We start from the raw sequence: 18,956 nt of genomic DNA on the forward strand, positions 1-18,956 counted from the left end.
CTCGTACGGCGGCTGCCACCCGCCCGGCGGGCTCAACGTCACCCACCGTACCGACTTGGGAGCAGCCTGCAATGGCTCGACACCTCATCACCAGCGCCCTTCCCTACATCAACGGGATCAAGCACCTGGGCAACATGGTGGGGTCCATGCTCCCGGCCGATGTCTATTCCCGCTATATGCGGCAGCGCGGCCACGACGTGCTGTACATCTGCGCCACGGACGAGCACGGCACCCCGGCCGAGCTGGCCGCCAAGGAGGCGGGGCTGCCGGTGGACGTGTTCTGCGCGCAGCAGCACGACGCGCAGAAGGCGATCTACGACGGCTTCGGCCTGGCCTTCGACTACTTCGGCCGCAGCTCCTCCGCGCAGAACGTCGAGATCACCCAGCGGATCGCCCGCGAGCTGAAGGGACACGGCTTCATCGAGGAGCGGTCGATCCGGCAGGTGTACTCCAACGCCGACGGCCGGTTCCTGCCCGACCGCTACATCGAGGGCACCTGCCCGCACTGCGGTTACGACCGGGCCCGCGGCGACCAGTGCGAGAACTGCACCCGGGTGCTGGACCCGACCGATCTGATCGACGCCCGCTCCGCGATCAGCGGCAGCAGCGATCTGGAGATCCGGGAGACCAAGCACCTGTTCCTGCTGCAGTCGAAGCTGGCCGAGGAGGTCGGGACCTGGGTCGAGGAGCACGGGAAGCACTGGCCGACGCTCGCCTCCTCCATCGCCCGCAAGTGGCTGACGGAGGGGCTGCAGGACCGCGCGATCACCCGCGACCTGGACTGGGGCGTTCCGGTCCCGGCGGACACCTGGCCGGAGCTGGCGGCCGAGGGCAAGGTCTTCTACGTGTGGTTCGACGCCCCGATCGAGTACATCGGCGCGACGAAGGAGTGGGCGGACCAGGACCCGGAGAACCGCGACTGGAAGTCCTGGTGGTACGACGTGGACACGAGCGTGCGCTACACCGAGTTCATGGCGAAGGACAACGTCCCGTTCCACACGGTGATGTTCCCGGCCACGCTGCTCGGCACCCGGGACGTCTGGAAGAAGGTCGACTTCGTCAAGGCGTTCAACTGGCTGACGTACTACGGCGGCAAGTTCTCCACGTCGCAGAAGCGCGGGGTGTTCACGGACGCCGCGCTGGAGGTGCTGCCCGCCGACTACTGGCGCTACTTCCTGATGGCGAACGCGCCCGAGTCCGACGACACGTCGTTCACCTGGGAGCACTTCACCGCCACGGTCAACAAGGACCTGGCGGACACCCTCGGCAACTTCGTCAACCGGGTGCTGTCGTTCTCCCGCAAGCGGTTCGGCGACGAGGTCCCCGCCGGTAAGGCAGCGGGGGAGGCGGAGGAGCGCCTGGGCGAGGAGATCGCGCGGCTGCTGGCGGAGTACGAGGAGCACATGGACACGCTCCAGTTCCGCAAGGCGGCGGCGGCGCTGCGCGCCCTGTGGAGCGCGGGCAACTCCTACCTGGAGGAGAAGGCCCCCTGGCTGGAGATCAAGGCCGACCCGGAGGCCGCGGCGCTCACGCTCCGTACGGCGATGAACCTGATCCACCTGTACGCGATCGTCTCGGAGCCGTTCATCCCGGCGTCGGCGGCGGCCATGCGGTCGGCGTTCGCGCTGGAGGGGGACACCGCGCGGTGGGTCGGCCAGGAGGAGGCCAGGGCGCTCGCCTCGGTCCCGGCGGGCACGGGCTTCACGGTGCCGCCGGTGCTCTTCGCGAAGATCACCGAGGAGGACCTGGAGTCCTACCGGGAGCGCTTCGGCGGCACGGAGGAGCAGGTGGCGGCCCAGGAGCCCACGGAGCCCAAGGCGAAGTAGGGGAAACGGGCCGGGCGATCGCGTCGATCGTTCGACAACCGGATGTTTAGCCCGCTCGATGACCCTGTGGAGCACCATCCACCGGGAAGTCGAGGAAAACCCCGTGCCGGACCCATGTGTCACGGTGTCGGTCCACGGCCCCGATCCGCTCGCGCGGGCCGGGGTCGTCCGTCATCTGGATCAGCAGCCCAGCGTCGAGCTGACGCGCCCGACCGGCACGGTGGCCGTCATGCTCTCCGAACGCCTCGACGCCCGCGCCGGGGCCGAGCTGCGCCGCCTGGTGCGGGGCGGGCGGCAGCGGGTGGTGCTGGTCGCGGGCGAGCTGCGCGAGACGGAGCTGCTGACGGTGATGGAGTACGGGGTGCGGGCGGTGCTGTGGCAGCACCGCACCACACCCCGGCGGCTGCTGCGCGCGGTGCACCGGGCCGCCCGCGCGGAGCGGGGCGAGCCGTGCGGCGTGGACCGGCGGCTGACCGACCTGTTCCCGCGCTGAGCGGCCCCGGCGGAGAGGCGGAAACCCCCGGAGAGCCCCCCACGGCTCCCCGGGGCCGCCGTCACATACCGGTGCCGTCGTTCGTCGCGTCGGGGTCGACCCCGAGGGTCAGCGAGCCGACGACCCCCTTGGCGATCTTCCCCTTGCGGTACTGGAGCCGCAGCAGACCGCCCTCGGCCCCGTTGCCGGGGTAGATGCCGTCCTCGTCGAGGGTGGTGCGCGGGGTGGTGCTGGTGCTGTACGGCGCGACCTCGGCGGAGGCGAGCACGGCCTCCTCGGCGAAGAAGAGCTGCCCGGTGTGGCAGGCGTGGCCGCCCTCGTAGCCGGAGTCGGTCAGCTTGCCGCCCACGTGCACCTTGGTGTGGATGTGCACACACCGGCCCCGGTACCAGCCGGGGAAGACGGTGGTGAACTCGACGAACCCGTGCCGGTCGGTGAGCTGGGTGCCGCGCAGGTACCGCCTGTCGTCGGTCGGGTCCTGGTGGCCGCCCCCGCCACCGGGCGGCCCTCCGGTCGGCGTGCCCGTGGGTGTCCCGGTGGGCGGGGGGCCGGTGGGCGGGGTGCCGCCGCCGGTGCTGGAGTCCTCGTAACCGGAGTACAGCCCGAGCGCGTCGCAGTGCCAGATGTCGACGGCCGCTTTGGCGAGGGGTTTGCACGTCTCGGAGTCGATGAGCTTGAGCCGGAGGGTCATCGGGATGCCCTCCTTGCCCTCCGTGATGTTCTTTCTGATCTTGTCGGCGTCGATGTAGTACGGGCCCTCGGTGGTCTCCGAGGTGAGCCGGTAGCAGACCTCCTGGGACGGGGAGGAGGCCGACGCCGAGGGGGAGGCGGCGGAGGACGAGCCGCCGGCGGATGCGGCGGTGGCGACGGCGGTGCCCAAACCGGCTGCCGCGACCGCGGCGCCGCCCGCCACGACGACCCGGCGCCTCGTCATGTCCCGTGCGGTGACGGGAGTGTTCTTCCGGGGTTCGGTCATGGCAGGGGACGCTAGGACCGCAACCTGGCAAGCGCATGGGTGCTCGCTGTGAATGCCTGTGCGAACGGCGTCAATGCGCCAGACTCAGCGGGCCGGGAAGGCTCAACGGGCCAGGGAGCCCGCGTCGCCCATCACCACGACCGGATGGCGGTCCGGGTCGAGGGTGCGCAGCAGCGTCCGCATATGCGGCTTGGAGAGGCTGACGCAGCCCTGGGTGGGCCCGTCGTGGTCGACGTGGAACCAGATGCCGCCGCCCCGCTCCGCGCCCAGCGGCCGGGTCCAGTCGCGCGGGGAGGTCCCGGCCTTCCGGTTGTAGTTGATCGCCACCACGTAGTCGAAGGCCCCTGCCAGCGGTTCGCCCTCGGCGCCGGTGCCGCTGATGGTGAAGCCCTGGACGGCGTGGTCGTAGGTGAGCCGGGTGCCCGGGTCGGGCAGCTTGCCGCCCGCGTCGGTCAGGCCGAAGACTCCGATCGGGGAGCGGAGGTCGCCCTGCTCGTGGTGCTCGGTCCAGCCGTGGGCGGCGTTGTGCGCCTTCCACGTGGGCCCCGCCCGCCAGGCGGCGCCGCCGCCGGTGCCGCCCTCCCGGTCGCCGGCCTTCGCGTCCGCCGCGGACCGCTCGTAGAGCACGACGGTGGACCGGGACGCGTCCCGGCCGCTGCCCGTGACGACGACGACCTGCTCGGCGTCCCGGGGCACCTCGGCGCGGGTGCGCGGCCCGAGCCCGGGCAGGTCGTCCGCCCGCTCGGCGGGGGCGGGCCGCCCGGCGGGGCTCTGCGGGCCGGACCGGCCCGCGGCGCCCTTGGCGTCCGCGGTGCCCCTGGTGTCCGCGGCGTGCTTGCGGGACCCGTCCCCGGGCCCCGCGCAGCCCGCGAGCACCGCGATGGCCAAGGCCGTGGCCACGGCCGGAATCCGTACCCTCACTGTGTCCTCCGCCCCTGGGAACGCACCGGGCACGGACTCCTCTCGTCTCCGCGCCGCTACTCGGCGTTCTTCCCCTCAACCGGCTTCTCAGCCGCCCGGGCCTTCCCGGCCTTCTCCGCCGCCTGCTTGATCTGCGGCTTGCGCACCGACAGGTGCAGCTCCCGCAGCCGGGCCTCGTCCACCTCACTGGGCGCGCCCATCAGCAGGTCCTGCGCGTTGCCGTTGAGCGGGAAGGCGATGGTCTCGCGGATGTTCGGCTCGTCGGCGAGCAGCATGACGATGCGGTCGACGCCGGGGGCGATGCCGCCGTGCGGGGGCGCCCCGAAGTGGAACGCGCGCAGCATGCCGCCGAATTCCCGCTCGACGTCCTCCCGGGAGTATCCGGCGATCTCGAACGCCTTGAACATCACGTCCGGCTCGTGGTTCCGGATGGCGCCGGACGACAGCTCGGTGCCGTTGCAGACGATGTCGTACTGCCAGGCCAGAATGGACAGCGGGTCCTGGTTCTCCAGCGCCTCAAGACCGCCCTGCGGCATGGAGAACGGGTTGTGGGAGAACTCGATCCCGCCGGTGTCCTCGTTCCGCTCGAACATCGGGAAGTCGACGATCCAGCAGAAGCGGAAGACGTTCTCCTCGAAGTGGCCGGTCCGCTTGGCGGCCTCGACCCGCACCGCGCCCATGATCTTGGAGACCTCGTCGAAGTCGCCCGCGCCGAAGAAGACCGACGTGCCGGGCTTGCCCTCGACCTCGGCGACCAGCTTCTCGACATCCTCCTCGCCAAGGAACTTGGCGATCGGCCCGGTGAGCTTCCCGTCCTCGCCGATCCGGACCCAGGCCAGCCCCTTGGCGCCCTGCTCCACCGCGAACTCGCCGAGCTGGTCGAAGAACTTCCGGGGCTGCCCGGCGGTGTCCGGCACGGCCAGCGCGCGCACGTGCTTGTCGGCGAAGGCCTTGAAGCCGGAGCCCGCGAAGACGTGGCTGACGTCGACCAGTTCGAGCTTGGCCCGCAGGTCCGGCTTGTCGGAGCCGTACTTCAGCATGGCCTCGCGGAACGGGATCCGCGGGAACGGCGAGGTGACGTGGCGGCCGCCGCCGAACTCCTCGAACAGCTCGGTCATCACCTTCTCGATGACCTCGAAGACGTCCTCCTGCTCGACGAAGCTCATCTCGACGTCGAGCTGGTAGAACTCGCCCGGCGAGCGGTCGGCGCGGGCGTCCTCGTCGCGGAAGCAGGGCGCGATCTGGAAGTAGCGGTCGAAGCCCGCGATCATCAGCAGCTGCTTGAACTGCTGCGGGGCCTGCGGCAGGGCGTAGAAGCGGCCCGCGTGCAGCCGGGACGGGACCAGGAAGTCGCGCGCGCCCTCGGGCGAGGTGGCGGACAGGATCGGGGTCGCCATCTCGTTGAAGCCCTGCGCGGTCATCTTCTGCCGGATCGCGGAGATCACGGCGGAGCGCAGCATGATGTTGCGGTGCATCCGCTCCCGGCGCAGGTCCAGGAAGCGGTGCTCAAGACGCCGCTCCTCGCCGACCCCGTCCTCCGGGTAGACGGTGAAGGGCAGCGGGTCGGCCGCGCCGAGCACCTCGACGTCCGCGACCTCGACCTCGATCTCGCCGGTCGGCAGCTCGGGGTTGACGTTGTCGGCGCCGCGGGCGATCACCCGGCCGTCGACGCGGACGACGCTCTCCTTGGTGATCGAGCTGAGCTTGTCGTTGGCGGCGGTGTCGGGCCGGACGACGAGCTGCACCAGGCCGTAGTGGTCGCGCAGATCGATGAAGAGGATGCCGCCCAGGTTCCGTCGATTGTGCAGCCAGCCGGAGAGCCGTACGTCGGTGTCGACGTCAGCGGCGCGGAGCTGGCCACAGGTGTGGGACCGGTACCGATGCATCATTCATCCAAGTCGTCTGGTCGGGAGGCTTGCGTACCCTCGTGAAGCTTCCGGCCAAGCCTACCGGCGCCATGACCCTCACTGGTAAGCGCGCGGAAAATGCCCATAAGGTAGCGCAATGCGCACCGAGGACCTGCTGGCCGCCATAGCGACCGGCCTGTGGCGGTGGGACAGCGTCTCGGGCGCCGTCTCCTACGACGCCGAAGCGGCCCGTCTGGTGGGCCTGCCCGCCGAGGCGGTCACGCTCCCCGAGGCCGCCGCCCGGGCCTGCTACCACCCGGCGGACTGGCTGGAGGTCAAGGCCATCGTGGAGCTGGCGGTGGCCGAGGGCACCCTCGCCGAGACCCGGCTGCGCATCGTGGACGACAAGGGTACGGTCCTGCGCACCGTGCGCACCCGGTCCCGGCCCGTCCCCCGCACCGACGGCCGCGACGGCTTCCATCTGCTCGGCACGCTCCAGGAGGTCGCCGAGCCGCTGCCCGGCACCACCGCGGGCGGCACCCCGGTCACCGGCGACTGGCGGCGCAACCGCGAGGCGTTCCTGCTGGACGCGGGGCGGGCGCTGGCCGAGGCGATGTCCACCGCCGAGGTGCTGCGGGTGGCCGCGGGGCTGTCCATGCCCGGCTTCTCGCCGGACGGGCTCACCGTCTTCGGCGTCAAGGGTGACCGGATCTCGCTCATCGGCCACCACGGGCCCCGCGCCGACGCCGAGCACCCCTTCGCCGAGATGCCGGTGGACACCGACTATCCGGCGGCCGAGGTGGTCCGCACCGGCCGGGCCGTCTATCTGCCCTCGCCGGACGAGTACCGGGGCCGGTTCCCGGCCGCCTGGCACCGGATGCGGCCCCGCAAGCGCCGCTCCTGGGCCTTTCTGCCGCTGATCGTCGCGGGCCGCACCATCGGCGCGTGGATGGCCGGTTTCGCGCATCCGGTGGCGTTCTCACCCGACGAGCGCTCGGTGCTCACCACGATCGCGCGGATGCTGGCCCAGGCGCTGTCCCGGGCCGCCCTCCAGGAGACCGAGCGCGAGCTGTCGGACGGCCTCCAGCGCTCGATGCTGCCCGCCGCCAAGCCCGACATCCCCGGGCTCACCGTGGCCGCGCGCTATGTGCCGACCGGCGGCGGGCTCCAGGTCGGGGGCGACTGGTACGACGTGATAGCGCTGCCCTCGGGGCGCACCGCCCTGGTGATCGGCGACGTCCAGGGGCATGACGTCCGGGCCGCCGGGATCATGGGGCAGCTGCGGATCGCGGTCCGGGCGTACGCCTCGGAGGGCCACCACCCGGACGCGGTGCTCGCCCGCGCCTCCCGCTTCCTGTGCGGTCTCGCCGACCCCGGCGGGGACGGGGCCGACGATCCGCGGTTCGCGACCTGTCTGTACATGGAGGTCGACCCGGTCGCGGGCACCCTGGACATCGCCCGCGCGGGCCATCCGGACCCGGCGGTCCGGCTGGCCGACGGCACGCTGATGATCCGCCCCACCGCGGGCGGGCTGCCGCTGGGCGTCGACCCGGAGGGCGACTACCCCACCACCCGGGTCGTGCTGGAGCCCGGCGAGACGCTCCTGATGTGCACCGACGGGCTGATCGAGACCGGTGGCCACGATCTGGAGACCGGCTGGGACCGGATCCGGTCGGTCTTCGAGCACCCGGCCACCGCTACCGACGGCCCCCACGACCTGGAAGCGCTCGCCGAGGCGCTGGTGCAGGCCGTGCACGGGCCGCCCTCGCACCACACCACCGGCCCTCTCGCCGACCGACGCGAGGACGACATAGCGCTGCTGCTGATCCGCCGGGACGCGGAGGTGTGCCTGGTCGGGCCCGGTTCGGCGCCGGTGCGGCGTACCGCGATCACGCTCGCGCAGGCCGAGCCGGAGCGGATAGCGGGCGCCCGCCGCCAGTTGCGCGACATGCTGCACGACTGGGCGGACCCGGACCAGGTGGAGTCGGCGGTGCTGCTGCTCTCCGAGATGGTCACCAACGTCCTGGTGCACACCGACGGGGACGCCCTGCTGGTCGCCGAGGTCAGTGGGCGGCGCGGGTCCAGGCGGCTGCGGCTGGACGTCGCGGACGGCAGCGACGAGCTGCCGCACCGCCGCCGCCCCGGCGAACTCGCCTCGTCCGGGCGGGGGCTGCTGCTGATGGAGATGCTGGCCGACGCCTGGGGAGTCGACCCCCGGGGCGACGGCAAGTGCATCTGGTACGAACTCCACGAGCGCCCGCCGGAGGCGGCGGGCTAGAGGGTGTCTTGTGGATCAGGCCGGATCAGCGGAAGAGTTGGTCGCCGAGCGGGCGTTGTCCGTCGAAGCCGGGAAGCACCAGGAAGGTCGCGCTGGCGGTCGTGGTCGTGAACCCCAGCAGGGCGTCGGAGTTGTCCATGCTGGTGAGGGTGCTGGTGAACGTGCGTATGTCGTTCTGGAAGCTCATGAAGAGCAGGCCGGGGGCGGGTCCGTCGATGCTGTAGGAGCGACGCAGCATGAGGCCGACGCCGACCACGTTGGCGTGCGCTCTGCGGGCGTGGGCGTCCGCCGGGACGAGGTAGCGTCCGTCCGGCGTCTTGGCGCCGAGGTCCGGGCCCGAGGCGATGGTGCCGCCGGAGAGGGGCACGCCGGTGTCCCGGTGCCGGCCGAAGACCGCTTCCTGTTCGGCGACCGACAGCCTGGCGAACCGCGGCAGGTCGAGTTCCATGCGCCGCAGGACGGCCAGGGTGCCGCCGGCGACCGGAGCCGGTCCGGCCAGCCACAGATGGCGTCGTTGTTCGGCCTTCGTGTGGGGGCCCACGATGCCGTCGACGAAACCGAACAGGTTCCGTGGCGCGGCGAGGCCCTGGCGCACCGGCACGTTCGCACCGCGGCGTCCGGACTGCCGCCAGCGTTCCCGTATCCGGTCACCGGCCTGCTCCAGAAGCGCGGCGGCCACGACGGTGACGACCATGGGGTCGCCGGCGCAGATCTGTATCAGCAGGTCGCCGCCGCGCGCCTCGGGGGCGATCCGCTCGCGGGAGAACCGCGGCAGGTCCTGCGCGCCGGGGAGGGCGGGATCGACCGTGCGCACCAGCCGGGGGCCCACCCCGATCGTCACGGTGAGATCGCCGGGCGGCAGGCCCATCAGCCGTGCGTCGGACCCCGTGGTGAGCGCGCGGACGGCCCGGCCGAGTTCGGCCAGCAACGGGCGGACCGGCGCGGCGTCGACGAGGTCGGCCACCACGGCCAGCAGGTTCGGCTGGGCCGGCTGGGGGCGCACGATGCCCGCCTGGTACCGGCCCGTTGGTGACACCGGCGGGGTCGGCGCGGGGTCGGCGGACCGGTCCGGCCGGGCGGAATCTGATTGGCACCCGGCGGTGAGGCCGACGGCGGTCACAGTGCCGGTGGCACCGAGAAACGCGCGGCGTGACGGGGTGAAGTCGGCTTGGCGCACAGTGTGAACTGTGCCATACCGCCTCGACGCCTGCGCTCCGTCAACGACCGTGCCAGGATGAGGACATGCCTCGTCTCCGTCTTCGCCTGATCGCCGCCGTGCTCGGCACACTGGCACCCGTACTGGTCGGCTGCGGCGGAGGCGATGACGGGTCGGACGACGGCCGACGGCCGTCCGGTTCGCATGTGACGATCAACGTGCCGGCCGACGCCCCGACGATCTCGGCCGCGGTGTCCCTGGCCCGGCCCGGCGATCTCGTACTGGTCGCGCCGGGCGTCTACCACGAGTCGGTGAAGATCTCCAAGGCCCGCATCACCCTCCGCGGCACGCTTCGGGACAAGGTCGTCATCGACGGGCGCTTGAAGCAGCCGAACGGCATCGTCGTCACCGCTCCCGGGGTGGCCGTGGAGAACCTGACGGTGCGGAACAACACGCAGAACGGGGTCCTGGTCACCGGTTCGGCGAAGGCGGCTGCCGGAATGCCGGGGCAGTCCGGCGGCTACGACACCGGCGACGAGCCCGTCACCTTCCTGAAGTCGTTCCTGGTCTCCCACGTGACCGCGACCCGCAACGGGCTGTACGGCATCTACGCGTTCTCCGCGCAGAACGGTGTCATCGAGCGCTCGTACGCGTCGGGCTCGGCCGATTCGGGGATCTACGTCGGACAGTGCAAGCCGTGTCGCATCGTGGTGCGGGACAACATCGCCGAACTCAACGCGGTCGGTTACGAAGGCACCAATGCCGGCGGCGACATGTACGTGGTCGGTAACCGCCTGGTCGGCAACCGGGTCGGACTCACCACCAACTCCGACCACCAGGAGAAGCTGCTCCCGCAGAAGGCGGCCGTCATCGCGGGCAACCTGGTCGCGGCCAACCAGCAGAAGGCCACCCCCGAACAGGCCGATGGCGGCTGGGGCATCGGCGTCGGCGTCGACGGCGGCAGCGACAACCAGTTCGTCCGCAACCGGATCTCCGGCAACGGCAACGCCGGGCTGGTGATCACCGCGAACGCCGACATACCGCCGAACGGCAACCAGATCCTGGACAACACCTTCGCGGCCAACGGCGTCGACGTCGGCTGGACGTTCCCCACCGCCACGAAGGGACGGGGCAACTGCCTGCGCGGCAACGAGCTGCGCACGACGGTGCCCGCCAAGCTCGCGACCACCGCGTCCTGCCCGCGTCCCGCCCGGTCGCCCTCGCCGTCCGGCACCTGGGCGAAGCCGACGGCACCCGGCGGTATCCCGTTCACCGATGTGGCGGCGCCCAGCCGACAGCCGCAGTTCCCGAAGGCCACCACCACGGGCGCCACCGCTGTTCCGGCCGTTCCGGCGCTCCCTGACGCGGCGGACATCCCGCTGCCGCCGGTGTCGCTGCTCGCCGCGGCCGCGCAGGTGCGGACGTCCTGAGCTGCGGCTACCGCTTCGGGGTGACTCCGGGGACCGGCCGGACCGGCACGTACTTCTGGGTGTCGAAGTCGATGACCACCGGCCGCGACGCGGAAGCCACGCCGACGCGCACCCGGTACATGGTGCCGTCCGAGCCGATCCAGTAGCGCACGGCACCCGCGCCCGCCGGACCGGAGGCCGCGGTACCGGTCGCGGCACGGGCGGCCCTCGGCCCGGTCATGATGTCCACCTGATGCCCGTCCAACCGGTCCTGTCCCACCCAGGCGGCACCGTTCTGCGGCAGCAGTTCGGCGTTGTCCGGCCGGTCGTTGCCGAGCTTCAGCGCGATGGCCAGCGAACTGTCCAGCGAACTGCCGTACCTCTGCAACGGACGGCTGTACCAGCCCGACCCCGGCGGCCGTGCCGGTGCCTTCACCGGGGTGTTCGCCATCGGGTGGACGGACACGGTGGTGGCCGTCCACTGGAGCAGCCCGTCGCTGGAGGTGTCGCGCCCGGTGCCGCGCACCGCGCCGTAACCGATCTTGCGGCGGTAGTCGATGGATCCGGTGATGGTCAGCCCACCGGCGGTGCCCGGCACGTTGATCGTCACGGCCCGTCCGCCCGCCTGGAAGTTGAGGAACCGCGTGACCGCCAGACGGCCCGCCTGATCCGAGGTCAGTTCCCTAGGACCGGTGGGGGCGGAGCCGCTGCTCGCGACCAGGAACGTGGCCACCGCGACGGCCACACCGCCGGTCCCGGCCACCACCCAGCGTGGCCGCGGCCATCGGCGCTGGCCGGCCGCGCGCCGCGAGAAAACGTGTCTGATTTTCAGACTCCGTACCCGGCGGATTGCTAACACGTTCCGCTTGTTCATTCCCTGCTCTCCCCCCGATCTTGGCGTGCACCCGCTACAGTATCGCTGCTGGTGAGGCGGTTCAGGGTGGCAATTCAGACTCTTGTGCTGTTTCCGCGTGAGGAAGCGAGGACGAGTGCGACTGGCCTGGGGAAGGCACTCCCGAATCCCTGAATTCGCTCCATCCGGCAGGACGACCAAGAACGACCGGGCCCACCGAAACAGCGGTGGGCCCTTTTCATGACCGACATGTCACCCGGAGTCGGGGAACGGATACCCGACCGGAAACGGGTGGTCGGTTCACATCACGAGGGGAGAGTGATGGCTGTGCGAAGAGTATGTGGAAGGTTACGCCGGACAGCCGGAAAGCGTACGGGCGCAGTGGCACGAGTGGGCCTCTGCTCTTTCGTACTGCTGGGCAGCGCCATGGGCACGACGGCCGGGACGGCCACCGCCTCGACTGGCGACGGCACCCTGACGGTTCAGGTGCTGCGGGATTTCTTCGGCACCGGTCTGATCAACACGACCATGGATGTGCCGCAGCGGGGCATGAAGGTCCAGGTGTCGGACCCCGCCGGCCACCGGGTCACCGGCACCACGGACGCCACCGGAAAGGTGGTGGTCTCCAAGTCCACCGAGCTGACCGGCGGCCAGTACCGCGTCGACGTCACCATTCCGGCGCCGTACAACAAGCATCTGCGGGCGGCACCGGCGGCGACGGAAAAAAACCACTTCGACAGCTTCACGACATTCGTGGACGTGTCGGATGGCAAGGACGACTCGGTCATCACCGGGGTCTGGAATCCGGCCGATTACGCGCTGCCGGACTCGCGCTATTTCGTACCGATCCAGAACACCGCCGACGGTAAGGACACCCGGGCACTGGTGGCGTTCGGAACGGACAAACGCGGTACGTGTCCTGGCGACACGGCGTGCCCGACCGCGCTCAACACCCAGGACCAGGTGGGCACGACGTTCGCGCTGGCCTACGACAAGTACCAGAAGCGGATCTTCCAGGGCGCGTTCGCCCGGCGCTACACCCCGTACGGGCCGGGCGGCGGTGACGCGATCTACACCACGCCGACCGACGGTGGGAGCGCTCCGACCCTGTTCGCGAAGGTGCCGGGCGCCGCGGTGACCCCGCACGACGCCACCAACATGATCAAGGACGCCGGGTTCACCAACGCACCGGGCAAGGAGAGCATCGGCGGTCTGGCCCTGTCCGAGGACGGTTCGACGCTGTACGCGGTGAACCTGCTGACCCGGCGCCTGGTCAGCTTCGACGCGACCGGGGCCACCGCGTCCGCGCCGAAGGCGACGGTGCGCATCCCGGACCCGGGCTGCGCGAACTCCGGCGACTGGCGGCCGTTCGGTCTTCAGGTCCACGACAACAAGCTCTACGTCGGTGGTGTGTGCAACGCAGAGAGCACACAGCAGCGCGAAGACCTGAAAGCCGTCGTCTACGCCTACGACGGCGAGCGGTTCGACACCGTGCTGACCCAGCCGCTCACCGGCAAGCGCGGCTCCGTCTTCGGTTCCAACGATGTCGACCGGGCCACCCACTGGAACCCGTGGAACACCTCCCTGGCCACCTGGGACGAGCGGAAGGTGGGCAACGTCTTCATCGATCCGCAGCCGGAGCTCGCCTCCCTCGCCTTCACCCGCGACGGTTCGATGGTCCTCGGTTTCCGCGACCGGTTCATGGACGTCGTGAGCTGGGGTGGACTGGACCCGAGGCCGGACAACAACGACCCGGAAAACGGCATGGCCGGCGGTGACATCAACATGGCCTGCGCCACTCCCACCGGTGAATACGAGTGGGAAGGCACCGGGAACTGCCCGAACCACGCCACCCCCGCCACCGGTGGCGGCCAGGACGCGAGTGTCGCCGAGTACTTCCCGGGCGACTTCTTCGGCAACGGAGTTCACGCGGAGACCGCGCTGGGGTCGGTGGCCTACATTCCGCAGCAGCAGTGGGTCGTCAGCACGGAGTTCGACCCGACCGTCAACGTCGCGACCTCCGGGACCGGTTACCACAACGTCACGACCGGTCAGGGCCCGGGCAACGCTCCGGCCGCCAACGCGTACCAGTTCGTCAGTCAGGCTCAGAGCGGGTTCGGCAAGGCCGGTGGGCTCGGCGACATCGCCTATGAGGCGGCGAACGCGCCGATCCAGATCGGCAACCGGGTCTGGTTCGACGGCGACCACAACGGGATCCAGGACCCCGAGGGACGCAACGAGGTGCCGCTGCCGGACGCGACGGTCAACCTGCTCGATGCCGACGGCAAGCAGGTCGCCACGACCACGACCGATGCCGCCGGCGAGTACTACTTCGGTGGCGTCGGCGCCGCCTACGAGCTCAAGCCGGGTGCGAAGTACACGGTGCAGTTCGATGTGTGTACCGCGGACACCAGCGAGGTGCCGACTCAGCCGGCGGCCACCAAGCTGCGGTTCACGCTCCCGCGGGCCGGTGGCAACCGGGCTCATGACTCGAATGTGACCCCGCCGAAGACCGGGCGGCTGTGCGACGGACAGGCACCTGTCACGGCGCCGGGCAAGCCGGGAGAGGTCGATCACACCATCGACGCCGGTGTGTACATCCCCAAGGCGAAGCCGCCGGCTCCGACGCCGACGCCGACGCCCACCCCGTCCTCGTCCGAGCCGCCGTCCCATGAGCCGCCCGCGTCCGAGCCGCCCAACAACCCGGGCCCCCAGTCCGGCGGAGGCTCGGGGACCGGCGGAGGATCGGGGACCGGCACAGGATCGGGCAGTGGCGGAGGCGGTGGTTCGCTGGCCAACACAGGCGCGTCCGGCCTGCTGAAGATCATCTCCCTCAGTGCCCTGCTGGCCGGTGCGGGCGCGACAGCCGCGTTCGTGACCCGGAAGCGTCGCGCCGGGCAACACTGAGACACCGCGGAAAGACGGGTGATCCGCCCGTAAGCGCCGACGAGCCCCGTCCGTATCCGGACGGGGCTCGTTCGCGTCTGGTCCCGGCGAGCCTTATATCCCGCCCTCGGACATCCCGTGCACCGCCGGGATCGTGCCGAGCCGGCCCTTCTGGAAGTCCTCGAACGCCTGCTGCAGCTCGGCGCGGGTGTTCATCACGAACGGCCCGTAGTGCGCCATCGGCTCCCGGATCGGCCGGCCGCCGAGGAGGACGACCTCCAGGTCCGGCGTGTGGGAGTCCTGCTGCTCGTCCGCGCGGACGGTCAGCGAACCGCCGGCGCCGAAGACCGCGGTCTGGCCCAGATGGATCGGACGGCGCTCGGCACCGACCGAGCCCTTGCCCGCCAGCACGTACGCCAGCCCGTTGAAGTCCTCACGCCAGGGCAGGGTGATCTCGGCGCCCGGCGCCACCGTCGCGTGGATCATCGTGATCGGCGTGTGCGTGATGCCGGGACCGGCGTGCCCGTCCAGCTCACCGGCTATGACGCGCAGCAGCGCGCCGCCGTCCGGGGAGGTCAGCAGCTGGACCTGGCCACCGCGGATGTCCTGGTAGCGCGGGGGCATCATCTTGTCCTCGGCCGGGAGGTTCACCCACAGCTGGAGGCCGTGGAAGAGGCCGCCCGACACGACCAGGGACTCCGGCGGGGCCTCGATGTGGAGGAGGCCGGAGCCGGCCGTCATCCACTGGGTGTCACCGTTGGTGATCGTGCCGCCACCGCCCTGCGAGTCCTGGTGGTCGAAGATCCCGTCGATGATGTACGTGACGGTCTCGAAGCCGCGGTGGGGGTGCCAGGGGGTGCCCTTGGGCTCGCCCGGCGCGTACTCCACCTCGCCCATCTGGTCCATCATGATGAACGGGTCCAGGTGCTTGTAGTCGATCCCGGCGAAGGCGCGCCGCACCGGGAATCCCTCGCCCTCGAAGCCACCGGGCGCGGTGGTGACGCCGAGCACCGGGCGGGGGCGCGCCTCGGCGGGCGCGGCGACCCGGGGCAGGGTCAGGGGGTTGTCTACGGTCACTGCGGGCATGACGGCCTCCTCGGTCGTTCACCATTCAACTTAATTGAAGGCTGAACGACTCGCAAGGGGGGCGCTATTCCCGCTCTCGCGGGACACGAGGGGCATGAGGCGCGGATCGGCCGTCCGCGAAGCGATGGCGTCCAGGTCCTGTCCGGCGGATCTTCGCGGGCCCGCGACGCCTGGCGCGGCACCTCGCCGCGTTGTCGGGATCGCCCGAGTACGACCCGGCACGAGGGCGACCCTCCGCCTCGCGATGCACCACACCAGACGCCGCGGGCTGACCCACGAAGATCCGCCGGACAGGACCTAGCCGTACATGCGCCGCATGGCGAAGTCGACCATCTGCTCCACCGCCTTCGCGTCGAAGACCATGCGGTGCTCACCCTCCATGTCGAGGACGAAGCCGTAGCCGGTCGGCAGCAGGTCGATCACCTCGGCACCGGTGATCACGAAGTACTTGGACTCCTTGCCCGCGTACCGCCGCAGCTCCTTGAGCGAGGTGAACATCGGGATCACCGGCTGCTGGGTGTTGTGCAGCGCGAGGAAGCCGGGGTTGTCACCGCGCGGGCAGTAGACCTTCGAGGTCGCGAAGATCTGCTGGAAGTCCTCCGCCGCCATCGAGCCCGTGGTGAAGGCGCGCACCGCGTCCGCCAGGGACGGCGGCGAGGGCTCGGGGTACAGCGGCTGCCCACCGTAGCCGGGACCCGGCTGTGAGTGGTGTGGCGAATGCGGCTGCTGTTGCGGCGGAGGCGGCGGAGCGGCGTAGCCCTGCCCTGCGCTCGCGTTCTGGTCGTAGCCGTACATGCCCCGAAGCGTACTGAGTCACAGTTACCCGGTTGAGGGTTGCCCTTTATTACCCACGGGTAGCATCATGGCGGAACCGGATTGACTGCGCCGGACTGCTGATCGATACCGCGTCACGAAGAGGTCCCGCCTCTCCCGAGCCTTACGGAGCCGTCGCCATGGGGCACTACAAGTCGAATCTCCGCGACATCGAGTTCAACCTCTTCGAGGTGCTCGGCCGCGACAAGCTGTACGGCACCGGACCGTTCGCGGAGATGGACGTCGAGACCGCCAAGAGCGTGCTCGCCGAGATATCCCGGCTCTCGGAGAACGAGCTGGCCGCCTCCTACGCCGACGCGGACCGCAATCCGCCGGTCTTCGACCCGAAGACGCACACGGCGCCGCTGCCCGAGTCGTTCAAGAAGAGCTACCAGGCGTACATGGACGCCGAGTGGTGGCGGCTCGGGGTCCCGGAGAACCTGGGCGGCACCTCCTGCCCGCGCTCGCTGCTGTGGGCCTCGGCCGAGACGATCCTCGGCGCCAACACCCCGATCTGGATGTACGCCTCCGGCCCGTCCTTCGCGGGCGTCCTGCACGACGAGGGCACCGAGGAGCAGCTGAAGATCGCGCAGCTGATGGTGGACAAGCAGTGGGGCTCCACCATGGTGCTGACCGAGCCCGACGCGGGCTCGGACGTGGGCGCCGGCCGCGCCAAGGCGGTCCGGCAGGAGGACGGCACCTGGCACATCGAGGGCGTGAAGCGGTTCATCACCTCCGGTGAGCACGACGTCTCGGACAACATCATCCACTTCGTGCTGGCCCGCCCCGAGGGCGCGGGACCGGGCACCAAGGGGCTGTCGCTGTTCATCGTCCCCAAGTACGACTTCGACTGGGACAGCGGCGAGCTGGGCGAGCGCAATGGCGTCTACGCGACCAACGTCGAGCACAAGATGGGTCTGCGCGTCTCCAACACCTGCGAGCTGACCTTCGGCGCCGGCACCCCGGCCAAGGGCTGGCTGCTGGGCGAGAAGCACGACGGCATCCGCCAGATGTTCAAGATCATCGAGTTCGCGCGGATGATGGTCGGCACGAAGGCCATGGCCACCCTGTCCACCGGCTACCTCAACGCGCTGGAGTACGCCAGGGAGCGGGTCCAGGGCCCGGACCTGGCGGCCTTCACCGACAAGACCGCCCCGCGCGTCACCATCACCCACCACCCGGACGTGCGCCGCTCGCTCATGACGCAGAAGGCGTACGCGGAGGGCCTGCGCGCCCTCGTCCTCTACACCGCCTCCGTCCAGGACGAGATCATGGTCAAGGAGGCCGCGGGCGAGGACGCCTCGGCCGACTCCCGCCTCAACGACCTGCTGCTGCCGATCGTCAAGGGCTACGGCTCGGAGAAGGCGTACGAGCAGCTGGCACAGTCCCTGCAGACCATCGGCGGCTCCGGCTACCTCCAGGAGTACCCGCTGGAGCAGTACATCCGGGACGCCAAGATCGACACCCTCTACGAGGGCACCACCGCCATCCAGGGCCAGGACTTCTTCTTCCGCAAGATCGTCCGGGACCAGGGCCAGGCGCTGACCACCCTCTCCGAGGAGATCAAGAAGTTCCTGGCGGAGGCCGCCGGCGGCGAGGAGCTGGCCCCGGCCCGCGACCGGCTCGCCCAGGCCGCGGTCGACCTGGAGGGCATCGTGGGCGCCATGCTCACCGACCTCTCGGCCACCGAGCAGGACGTCAGCTCGATCTACAAGGTCGGCCTCAACGCCACCCGGCTGCTGCTCGCCTCCGGCGACGTGGTGATCGGCTACCTCCTCCTGCGGGGCGCGGCCGTCGCCGCGGAGAAGCTGGGCGGCGCCGCCACCAAGGACGTGCCGTTCTACGAGGGCAAGATCGCGGCCGCGAAGTTCTTCGCCAACGAGATCCTGCCGGGCGTCTCGGTGCAGCGCGCGCTGGCCGAGTCCGTCACCAAGGAGCTGATGGACCTGGACGAGGCCGCCTTCTGAGCCTTCCGGGCCCCGGTCCGGCGGACCCGGGAGCCGGCCGCCCCTCTCCTTCACCGGGGGGCGACCGGCTCCCGCCTCGTCAGCTCTCCTGATCGGGCGGATGCTCCCGCAGGGCCCGCTCCACCTCCTCACGCGCCCGGCGCCGCAGCTCCTCGCCCTGCGCCAGCAGCTCCTCCACCGTCTCCTGCCCGGCCCCGGGCGGGCGCGGCCGGGCCCGCAGCTTGGTGAGCAGGTCCTGGCACGCCTCGTCCTCGGAGGCGAAGCGGCTGACGTCCCTGTCCACCGAGCGCTCCCACAACCCGGTCACCCAGCCGCCGTCCGGCGCGGGCCGCAGGAAGTAGTAGGCGTCCGGCTGGACTTCGATGTCCCGCACGCCGGGAATGTCGTACAAAGCGTCCGGGACCTGCTCGGCGCGCAGCACCCGGACGAGTTCCGTTCTGTCCAC

The 18,956-nt window shown here is 70.7% G+C and carries 14 protein-coding genes; 6 read left to right on the forward strand and 8 right to left on the reverse strand.

The genetic code is table 11. The features are described from left to right. The first annotated feature begins 71 nt into the window (after window positions 1-71). Together metG and ASC60_RS41990 are read left to right on the forward strand one after the other, a co-directional pair. Entirely contained in the window at window positions 72-1,826 is a 1,755-nt protein-coding gene (metG, locus tag ASC60_RS01275; protein ID WP_055545800.1) for a methionine--tRNA ligase, read from the forward strand. 103 nt (window positions 1,827-1,929) lie between these two features. After that, a complete protein-coding gene (locus ASC60_RS41990; protein ID WP_055547085.1) occupies window positions 1,930-2,319 on the forward strand; it encodes a hypothetical protein in 390 nt (129 codons plus the stop codon). Between the two features lie 61 nt (window positions 2,320-2,380). Here the strand turns inward: ASC60_RS41990 and ASC60_RS01285 are convergent, their stop codons facing one another. The 3 genes from ASC60_RS01285 to aspS form a co-directional block, all read right to left on the reverse strand. Beyond that, window positions 2,381-3,295: an intradiol ring-cleavage dioxygenase gene (locus ASC60_RS01285; RefSeq protein ID WP_055545802.1), complete on the reverse strand. Its 915-nt coding sequence runs from the start codon at window positions 3,293-3,295 to the stop codon at window positions 2,381-2,383. 102 nt (window positions 3,296-3,397) lie between these two features. Continuing rightward, complete coding sequence (locus tag ASC60_RS01290; RefSeq protein WP_370592855.1) at window positions 3,398-4,195, reverse strand: L,D-transpeptidase family protein; 798 nt, start codon at window positions 4,193-4,195, stop codon at window positions 3,398-3,400. Window positions 4,196-4,272: 77 nt separating this feature from the next. Beyond that, entirely contained in the window at window positions 4,273-6,102 is a 1,830-nt protein-coding gene (gene aspS, locus ASC60_RS01295) for an aspartate--tRNA ligase (RefSeq protein WP_055545804.1), read from the reverse strand. 118 nt (window positions 6,103-6,220) lie between these two features. Between aspS and ASC60_RS01300 the strand changes: the two genes are divergently transcribed. Then, complete coding sequence (locus ASC60_RS01300) at window positions 6,221-8,341, forward strand: SpoIIE family protein phosphatase (protein WP_055545806.1); 2,121 nt, start codon at window positions 6,221-6,223, stop codon at window positions 8,339-8,341. Between the two features lie 25 nt (window positions 8,342-8,366). Here ASC60_RS01300 and ASC60_RS01305 read toward each other — a convergent pair whose 3' ends face one another. After that, window positions 8,367-9,518, reverse strand: coding sequence for a Dyp-type peroxidase (locus ASC60_RS01305; protein ID WP_055545808.1), 1,152 nt, complete (start codon window positions 9,516-9,518; stop codon window positions 8,367-8,369). Window positions 9,519-9,583: 65 nt separating this feature from the next. On the opposite strand from ASC60_RS01305, the gene ASC60_RS01310 reads away from it, so the two are divergent. Then, entirely contained in the window at window positions 9,584-10,927 is a 1,344-nt protein-coding gene (locus tag ASC60_RS01310) for a nitrous oxide reductase family maturation protein NosD (RefSeq protein WP_055545810.1), read from the forward strand. Window positions 10,928-10,934: 7 nt separating this feature from the next. Here the strand turns inward: ASC60_RS01310 and ASC60_RS01315 are convergent, their stop codons facing one another. Beyond that, window positions 10,935-11,639, reverse strand: coding sequence for a hypothetical protein (locus ASC60_RS01315; RefSeq protein ID WP_055547090.1), 705 nt, complete (start codon window positions 11,637-11,639; stop codon window positions 10,935-10,937). A 546-nt stretch (window positions 11,640-12,185) separates the two neighbouring features. On the opposite strand from ASC60_RS01315, the gene ASC60_RS01320 reads away from it, so the two are divergent. Next, a complete protein-coding gene (locus ASC60_RS01320; protein WP_055547092.1) occupies window positions 12,186-14,666 on the forward strand; it encodes an SdrD B-like domain-containing protein in 2,481 nt (826 codons plus the stop codon). 93 nt (window positions 14,667-14,759) lie between these two features. On the opposite strand, the gene ASC60_RS01325 is transcribed toward ASC60_RS01320, so the two are convergent. Next, window positions 14,760-15,731 (reverse strand): pirin family protein, encoded by a 972-nt coding sequence (locus ASC60_RS01325; protein WP_055545812.1) that lies wholly within the window; start codon window positions 15,729-15,731, stop codon window positions 14,760-14,762. Between the two features lie 297 nt (window positions 15,732-16,028). Beyond that, on the reverse strand, window positions 16,029-16,526 hold the full coding sequence (locus ASC60_RS01330) for an SseB family protein (RefSeq protein WP_055545813.1): 498 nt from the start codon (window positions 16,524-16,526) through the stop codon (window positions 16,029-16,031). A gap of 158 nt (window positions 16,527-16,684) precedes the next feature. Here ASC60_RS01330 and ASC60_RS01335 point away from each other — a divergent pair, with 158 nt between their 5' ends. Continuing rightward, the gene (locus ASC60_RS01335) at window positions 16,685-18,511 is read left to right on the forward strand and encodes an acyl-CoA dehydrogenase (RefSeq protein WP_055545814.1); all 1,827 of its coding nucleotides are present in this window, start codon (window positions 16,685-16,687) and stop codon (window positions 18,509-18,511) included. 79 nt (window positions 18,512-18,590) lie between these two features. On the opposite strand, the gene ASC60_RS01340 is transcribed toward ASC60_RS01335, so the two are convergent. Continuing rightward, window positions 18,591-18,956, reverse strand: coding sequence for a hypothetical protein (locus ASC60_RS01340; protein WP_055545815.1), 366 nt, complete (start codon window positions 18,954-18,956; stop codon window positions 18,591-18,593).

This window comes from Streptomyces sp. NBRC 110028 (genome assembly GCF_001417735.1).
GTDB lineage: Bacteria > Actinomycetota > Actinomycetes > Streptomycetales > Streptomycetaceae > Streptomyces.